The organism is Bifidobacterium sp. POST2/T3 (B1) (assembly GCF_058197115.1).
The window spans coordinates 1-7,122 of sequence record NZ_JBVPQK010000125.1; the positions used below are offsets into that span (position 1 = coordinate 1).

Sequence of the window (7,122 nt, forward strand, 5' to 3'; positions counted from 1 at the left end):
TATCAAACGGCGATATGCATTGCTGCGAAGACCCCAGTCTAGAACAGCTTCATGACATCCTCGGGCGGTTTGCGACCTAGGTGCTCCCAGGCCTTAGAAGTGGCCACACGCCCTTTTGGTGTACGTACCAAGAAGCCCTCGCGCACTAGGTAGGGCTCACAGACCGTTTCGACCGTCTCGGCCTCCTCGCCCACCATAGCGGCCAGGTTGTTCAGGCCCACGGGACCACCGTCGAAACTGTTGACGATGGCCTTGAGGACGGCCAAATCCAGACGGTCCAGCCCCTCGGAATCGATCTGGTAGAGGGCCAGGGCCTGTTTGACATCATCAGGGCCAACACGGTCAAGATCGTGGACTATGGCCCAGTCACGCACACGACGCAGGAGGCGGTTGGCGATCCTGGGCGTGCCACGGGAGCGCAGGGCCAGCTGATGGGCGGCGTCATCCTGCAGGACAATGCCTAGCACCTTGGCTGATCGCTCGACCAACTTCTCCAGCTCTTCCTCCGGGTAGAAGTCCAGGTGGGCGGTGAAGCCGAAACGGGCTCGCAGCGGCGAGGGCAGCATGCCCTCACGAGTGGTGGCTCCGATGACCGTGAATCTGGGCAGGGTCAGCGGAATGGAGGAGGCTCCGGGGCCCTTGCCCACCATGACATCCACCCGGAAGTCTTCCATGGCGATGTAGAGCAGTTCTTCGGCGGCCCTAGGCAGACGGTGGATCTCGTCTATGAAGAGCACCTCACCGGCCTCCAGAGAGCTCAGAATGGAGGCCAGGTCGCCGGCATGCTGAACAGCTGGCCCCGAGGTGACACGAATGGGAACCTCCAGCTCATGGGCAACGATCATGGCCAGGGTGGTCTTGCCCAGGCCCGGGGGGCCTGCGAGCAGAATATGATCCGGGGCCACATCCCTCTTTTTGGCAGCCTTCAAAAAGAGGCTCAACTGGGCCTTGAGCCGGGGCTGTCCGATGAACCCGTCCAGGGTTTCCGGACGCAGCTCCTCGTCGCTGACCGGCTCGCCTTCGATGGGCCTGGCCGAGACCATCCGCAGGGATTCCTCTTGCGCATCACCATTCTGGGTATCTATATACCCTGTAGACATCTGCTTGTCAGCCATGGATCAGCGCCCCCTGTCCAGCAGGGTCAAGGCCTGCTTGAGCACCTTGGGAATGTCGGCAGACTGCAGGGGCAGAGTGTAGCCTCCATCGCGGCATGTCTGCTCAACAGCCTGCTCGGCATCACGCTGTAGCCATCCCAGGGAGATCAGTCCCACAACCACCTGGTGGGCGCCATCGTCGGTCTGAGCTGGCCCCTGTCTGCCCGTGCCCGCATCCAAATCAAGCTTTCCGGAGAGTTCGAGGATGATCTTCTGAGCACCCTTCTTGCCTAGGCCTGGCGCCCGGGATAGGGCCGCAGCATCGCCGTCAGCCACGGCTTGGGCCAGTTGGTCTGAGTTCAGGGTGGCAAGAATGGACAGGGCCACGCGAGGTCCGATGCCGCTGACTTTCTGCAACTGGGCAAAGAGGGATTTGGAGGTGCGGCTGAGGAATCCGTAGAGGGTCAGCGCGTCCTGAGTCAGGGACAGAGCGGTGTAAACGGTGACCGTGGACTCGGCCCGCATGGAGGCTAGATCTGACTGAGGCATGCGCACCTCGAAACCCACTCCCGAAACATCAATGACCGCCGAGCCCGTTTCGATGGCGGCCACCCGCCCGGTCAGCATTGCCAGCACTTGATCACCCCTCGATAGAATCGAACGTCTGTTCGAATCAGCTTACATGTCTCGCTGGACTCCCCGGTGCTTGCCGTACTTGGCAGAGGCCTGGGCCCACTGACGCTGGGCCTGGGTCAGATGCTCCTCGCGTTCCCCGCCTTGGATGGCCCCGGCAGGCCTTAGGGCATGGCAGATGGCCTGGGCCAAAGCATCTGCGGCATCGGCAGGCTTGGGCAGCTGATTGAGCCCCAGGATGCGGGCCACCATCCGTTGCACCTGAATCTTGTCAGCCTGGCCGTTGCCGGTTACGGCCATCTTGGCCTCGGTGGGTGTGTGCAGGGCCACGGGAATCCCCCGCTGCGCAGCTCCCAGCATGGCTAGCCCTGCCGCCTGAGCGGTTCCCAGCACGGTGTTGTGATTGGACTGGGCAAAGACTCGCTCGATTGATACCACGTCGGGACTGAAACGGTCCAAGGCGGCCGTCAGCCCCTGGTAGATGGTCAGCAGACGCAGGTCCTGGCTCTGTTCGGGGTCTGAGCGCACGACGTCCACATGAACAAAGGAAAGCCGGCGCGATGCACCGGCTTCAATGACGCCAACGCCGCATCGGGTGAGCCCCGGGTCGACGCCGAGAACAATCATAAGGTCACTCGTCGTCCAACTGGGCCATGACCTCGTCGGGCGCAGTCCAGTTGCTGTAGATATCCTGCACGTCGTCCAGATCGTCCAGGTTGTCGATCAGCTTTGAGACCTTGCGGGCGGAGTCCAGGTCCAGGGTGACCTCGCTCTTGGGGTTGAGGACCAAGTCGGCGGAGTCGTAGTCCATACCGGCATCCTGCAGGGCCTTACGGACGGTGACCATATCGCCGGGGGCAGTCAGTACGGTGTAGCTCTCGCCGTTGTCCTGCACATCCTCAGCACCTGCCTCGGCGGCCTTCTCGAAGACCGTATCGTAGTCCAGGCCCTCCGAGGGGACGATGATCTGGCCCTTGCGCTCGAAGTTGAAGCTGACCGACCCGTTTTGGGCCAGGGAGCCGCCGCCCTTGGTCAGGGTGGAACGGACCTCGGCGGCCGCACGGTTGCGGTTGTCGGTCAGGCACTCGATGATTATGCCGACGCCGGCGGGAGCGTAGCCCTCGTAGACGATGCTCTCATAGTTGGCCGCTCCGGCCTCCTCGCCCGAGCCACGCTTGACGGCCCTGGTGATGTTGTCTGCGGGCACGGAGGACTTCTTGGCCTTGACGATGGCGTCGTAGAGGGTGGGGTTACCGTCGGGGTCACCGCCGCCGGTGCGGGCGGCGATCTCGATGTTCTTGATCAGCTTGGCGAAGAGCTTGCCACGCTTGGCGTCGATGGCTGCTTTCTTGTGCTTGGTGGTCGCCCACTTCGAATGCCCTGACATATGTCTCCTGACGGTACGAATGCGTAAACGAATGGAATTCTAGTTCCGCTCTTCGACAATTTTACGGGTTTTCAGGCCCCCCCGTGGGGGCTTCATCGTAAAGAGAACCAACCTTCCGGCCCACCAGTCTGCCCAGCAAGCCACGGCGATGATCAGGCCGAGCTGCCAGGGCCCGGGCATAGACGTCCAGAATCTGGTCGGTGACCCGCTCCCAGTCGTAGTCGCTGGCCCGACCCATTCCGCACGAAGCCAGACCCAGACGTGTGGGTCGGTCGTCCAGCAGTTCAAGGACCACCCGGGCGCAGTCCTGGGGGTCTCCGGTGGCGAACAGACGCGCGCTGCGGCCGTTCTGTGAGACATCCTTGAATGCGGGCAGGTCCGAGGCCACCACCGGGCAGCCTGCCGCCATGGCCTCGACCAGCACGATGCCGAAGCTTTCTCCCCCGGTCTGCGGGGCTACATACATATTCAGGCTGTGGTAGAAGGAGGCTTTGTCCTCGTCACTGATCCGACCCAGGAAGGTGAAGTGCTGGGCCAGTCCGGGATCAACAGCCTCAAGTACTTTCCTGGCATCCGCCTGGCCGTCACCTGCACAAAGGAAGCGGACTCCGGGCACACGCTGAAGAATGGCAGGTGCGGCCTGGGCCAAGATTCTGAACCCCTTGCGCTCTTCCTTCATCCTTCCCAGGAAGCCGATGGTGGGCTGCCGGTCGCTCCCCTGCCATTCTGGACGAGGCCTGGCATTGCGCAGAGCTCTCGTTTCGATGCCGTTGGGAATTATCTGGCTGGGGATGCCCGGCTCCAGCAGATTCCGGGCGTTCTGCATGGCTGAGGGGCTGACGAAGATAGCTTGGCTGATATTGGCCAGGTATCGGCGCAGGTAGCGCCTGGTCAGCCTCAGGGCCAGCGGAGTCGAATCGAAGGCCGCATGGAAGGTGGCCACATAGGGGCAGGGAATGAATCCGGGCCGCAGGGGCTTGTGGCTCAGGGAGGGCACCTCGGGCTCATGCAGATGCAGAATGTCGAAGTGGCCCTGCCTGACCCACTGTCTGGTCTTGTGGCCGGCCACGCCGAAGTAGCTCAGGTTGGCCACGGATCCGTTGTAGGGAATGGAGAAAGAGGAGCCGGTGGTCTGTACCCAAAGGGGCATGTCCTTGGTGCGTCGGCCCGGCGCCAGAACCTGCACCTGGTGGCCGCGGTCCATAAGATGCCTGGCGAAGTCGCGGATGTGCAGTTGGACGCCTCCTGGGGTCTCGAAGGAGTAGGGCGAGATGATCCCCACCCGCAGAGGGGCCTTGATAGCGGCACGTTCCGCCTCCTGCTCAGGCCTTTGCTCGGGTGCCTTCATGCCTGTTACCTCCCTTGTTCTTGGATGCCTGGGCCAGGATGAAGTCCGGAAGGTCGTGCATCCGAGAAAGATCCAGATCCTCAAGAAAAATCGGCTGGAGCATGTGCCAGTCCTCGGGATGCTCGCGAATACCCTGGGCCCACTGGTCCACCCAGGCCTGGGTCAGATCGTTGATGGCCTGCTCCCGGGGCATGTCCAGGTAGGATTCGATGGCGATGGGCCCGTCCACCTGGCAGACATAGCCGTAGGGGGCCTTGGCCTGTCGGCGACGCTCCCCCGTCAGCTTTTCCCTGTGCATGTTCACGGTATACAGGGGCAGGCGGGCATCCAAGGCTAGGACGGCAGGGCCAGCGGCCACGCGGATCCAGGAGTTAAAGGCTCTGACGAAGACGCCTCGGCGGCTCAGATCGCGGTCGGCCAGCAGGGGCACGACTTGATCAGGCTCCCGCAGCAGGGTTGTCAGACGGCCGGTAATGTTCGGCTCGCCGGTCAGCAGGATGTTCATGCCCAGGCGGCGACGGATGTCCGCAAAGGTGTTGAGCATGCCTTGGTCCCGCAGCCGTTCGGCCACCGTGGTTACCTGTCCAACCGTGGAACAGGCCCAGAAGCCTGCGTAGTCCCAGTTGCCCTGGTGGCCCATGCCGATTGGCAGAGAGCGCAGGCCGATGTCGCTCTTGGCCGGATCCGGGTAGGCGCTGCCGCCACCGTGTATGCGTGCCAGCAGCTGCTCCTGGGTGCGAGCCCCCACGGTCAGGGCCTCGACAAAGTAGACGAAGTAGGAGCGCATGCCCTGGCGCGATGTCAGCCTTAGGACGCGATGATCGGCCTCCGGCATGACATGGGCCAGGTTGCGTTCCAGTTGTCTGACGCCGCCTATCCGGAAGAGCCAGCAGAGGTCGGCCGCCGCCAGGAAGAGGCCGCGCAACAACCTCTCGGGCACCAGACGCGCATGCTGCGCCAGAAAGATGAGCAGTCGGTCCGGCATGGGCTCACTCGTGGTTGGGGTTGGCAGGCTGTGGGTTGCGGCTCATGTCCCTGGCGACGTGGCTGATTCGCTGCCAGACGGTGACGATGCCCAGCAGGGCCAGCAGTACCAGGAAGCAGCTGAGCACAGCCAGGGGCAGCCCGGCTCCCGTCAGTGCCATGCCCACCAGGATGATGACCAGCCGATCCGACCTGGTGGCGATGCCGTTCTTGGCCTCGAAGCCCTCTGCCTCGGCCCGGGCCCGGGCGTAGGAGGTGACGAAGGAGGTCATGATAGCGAAGAGCGCTGCAGCCATGCCGACCTGGGCCCAGATGTCGGGATCCTGGTGGCTGCCATCCGCCACCCAGGCCAGTTCGTGGCGACGCAGGTAGATGATGACCCCGGTCAGGACGGCCCAGTCGGCTATCCGGTCAAGGGTGGAGTCCAGGAAGCCCCCGAACTGGGTGCCTCCGCCGGTCAGCAAGGCCACGGAACCATCCAGAGAGTCGAAGGCCACCAGGATGGCCAGGACGATGGCCCCGGGCAGGAGCCAGCCGGTGAACCCGATCACGATGGCGACCAGAGTGGTGCCTACGGCTCCGATGATCGTGACACCGTTGGCGCTCACGCCCAGATGAACCAGGCCGCGGGCGATAGGGGCGATGATGCGCTTCCAGGGGCGCCGTAGATGCTCGAACATTGGTCAGTCCTGACTGCAGGAGGTATTCGCTCGGAAGTCGTCTGACGAGTTGATCTGCGCGCGGACCTTGATGGCCTCGTTGATCCAGGCGCGGGCCTGCTCCACAGGCACTCCGTTGAGCTGGCTGCCGTCGCGGAAGCGGAAGGAGACCGCGTCCTTGGAAACATCTTCCTCGCCGGCAATCAGGATGAAGGGTGCCTTGGACTTGGCTGCGTTGCGGATCTTCTTGCCAAAGCGATCGTCGGAGCGGTCGATCTCGCAGCGGACCATGTCATCGCGCAGCTCGTCCAGCAGGTGCTCCAAGTGGGGGGCGAACTCGTCAGCCACGGGCACAGCCTGCACCTGGACCGGTGCAAGCCAGGCCGGGAAGGCGCCGGCGTAGTGCTCCAGCAGGATGGCGAAGAAGCGCTCGATGGAACCGAAGAGAGCCCGGTGGATCATGACCGGTCGCTGGTGGGAGCCGTCGGCGGCGATGTACTCCAGCTGGAAGCGCTCAGGCAGGTTGAAGTCAAGCTGAATCGTGGAGACCTGCCAGGTGCGCCCGATGGCGTCGCGCGCCTGTACGGAGATCTTGGGCCCGTAGAAGGCGGCGCCTTCGGGGTCGTCAACCAGTTCTAGCCCGGAGTCCTTGGCCACCTCGGCCAAGGTGTTGGTAGCCTCCTCCCAGACCTCGTCAGAACCGACGAACTTGTTGGGATCCTTGGTCGACAACTCCAGGTAGAAGTCGTTGAGGCCGAAGTCCTTGAGCACCTTGAGCACAAACTGGAGCAGGTTGGTCAGCTCCCCCTTCATCTGGTCACGGGTGCAGTAGATGTGGGAGTCGTCCTGGGTCAGGCCGCGCACGCGGGTCAGGCCGTGGACCTCGCCGGACTTCTCGTAGCGGTAGACGGTGCCGAACTCGAACAGCCGCAGGGGCAGTTCCTTGTAGGAGCGCTGCCGGGACTTGAAGATCAGGTTGTGCATGGGGCAGTTCATGGGCTTCAGGTAGTAGTCGAA

General features: G+C 63.2%; 8 protein-coding genes. All 8 read right to left on the bottom strand.

Going from position 1 to position 7,122, the window contains the following annotated elements; translation table 11 throughout:
• Positions 1-38 precede the first annotated feature (38 nt).
• A complete protein-coding gene (gene ruvB / locus AC0AP0_RS06995; RefSeq protein WP_232346972.1) occupies positions 39-1,115 on the bottom strand; it encodes a Holliday junction branch migration DNA helicase RuvB in 1,077 nt (358 codons plus the stop codon).
• A gap of 3 nt (positions 1,116-1,118) precedes the next feature.
• Entirely contained in the window at positions 1,119-1,730 is a 612-nt protein-coding gene (gene ruvA, locus AC0AP0_RS07000) for a Holliday junction branch migration protein RuvA (protein WP_490429877.1), read from the bottom strand.
• 42 nt (positions 1,731-1,772) lie between these two features.
• A complete protein-coding gene (ruvC, locus tag AC0AP0_RS07005; RefSeq protein WP_110412913.1) occupies positions 1,773-2,354 on the bottom strand; it encodes a crossover junction endodeoxyribonuclease RuvC in 582 nt (193 codons plus the stop codon).
• 4 nt (positions 2,355-2,358) lie between these two features.
• Entirely contained in the window at positions 2,359-3,114 is a 756-nt protein-coding gene (locus tag AC0AP0_RS07010) for a YebC/PmpR family DNA-binding transcriptional regulator (RefSeq protein ID WP_110425236.1), read from the bottom strand.
• Positions 3,115-3,175: 61 nt separating this feature from the next.
• Positions 3,176-4,462, bottom strand: coding sequence for a glycosyltransferase family 4 protein (locus AC0AP0_RS07015; protein ID WP_144177094.1), 1,287 nt, complete (start codon positions 4,460-4,462; stop codon positions 3,176-3,178).
• The gene (locus tag AC0AP0_RS07020; protein WP_490429878.1) at positions 4,437-5,447 is read right to left on the bottom strand and encodes a phosphatidylinositol mannoside acyltransferase; all 1,011 of its coding nucleotides are present in this window, start codon (positions 5,445-5,447) and stop codon (positions 4,437-4,439) included. Before AC0AP0_RS07020 ends, AC0AP0_RS07015 begins: the two co-directional genes overlap by 26 nt.
• Positions 5,448-5,451: 4 nt before the next feature.
• A complete protein-coding gene (pgsA, locus tag AC0AP0_RS07025; protein WP_110425239.1) occupies positions 5,452-6,126 on the bottom strand; it encodes a phosphatidylinositol phosphate synthase in 675 nt (224 codons plus the stop codon).
• A gap of 3 nt (positions 6,127-6,129) precedes the next feature.
• On the bottom strand, positions 6,130-7,122 hold a 993-nt coding region (gene thrS / locus AC0AP0_RS07030; RefSeq protein ID WP_490429879.1), incomplete at its 5' end, for a threonine--tRNA ligase.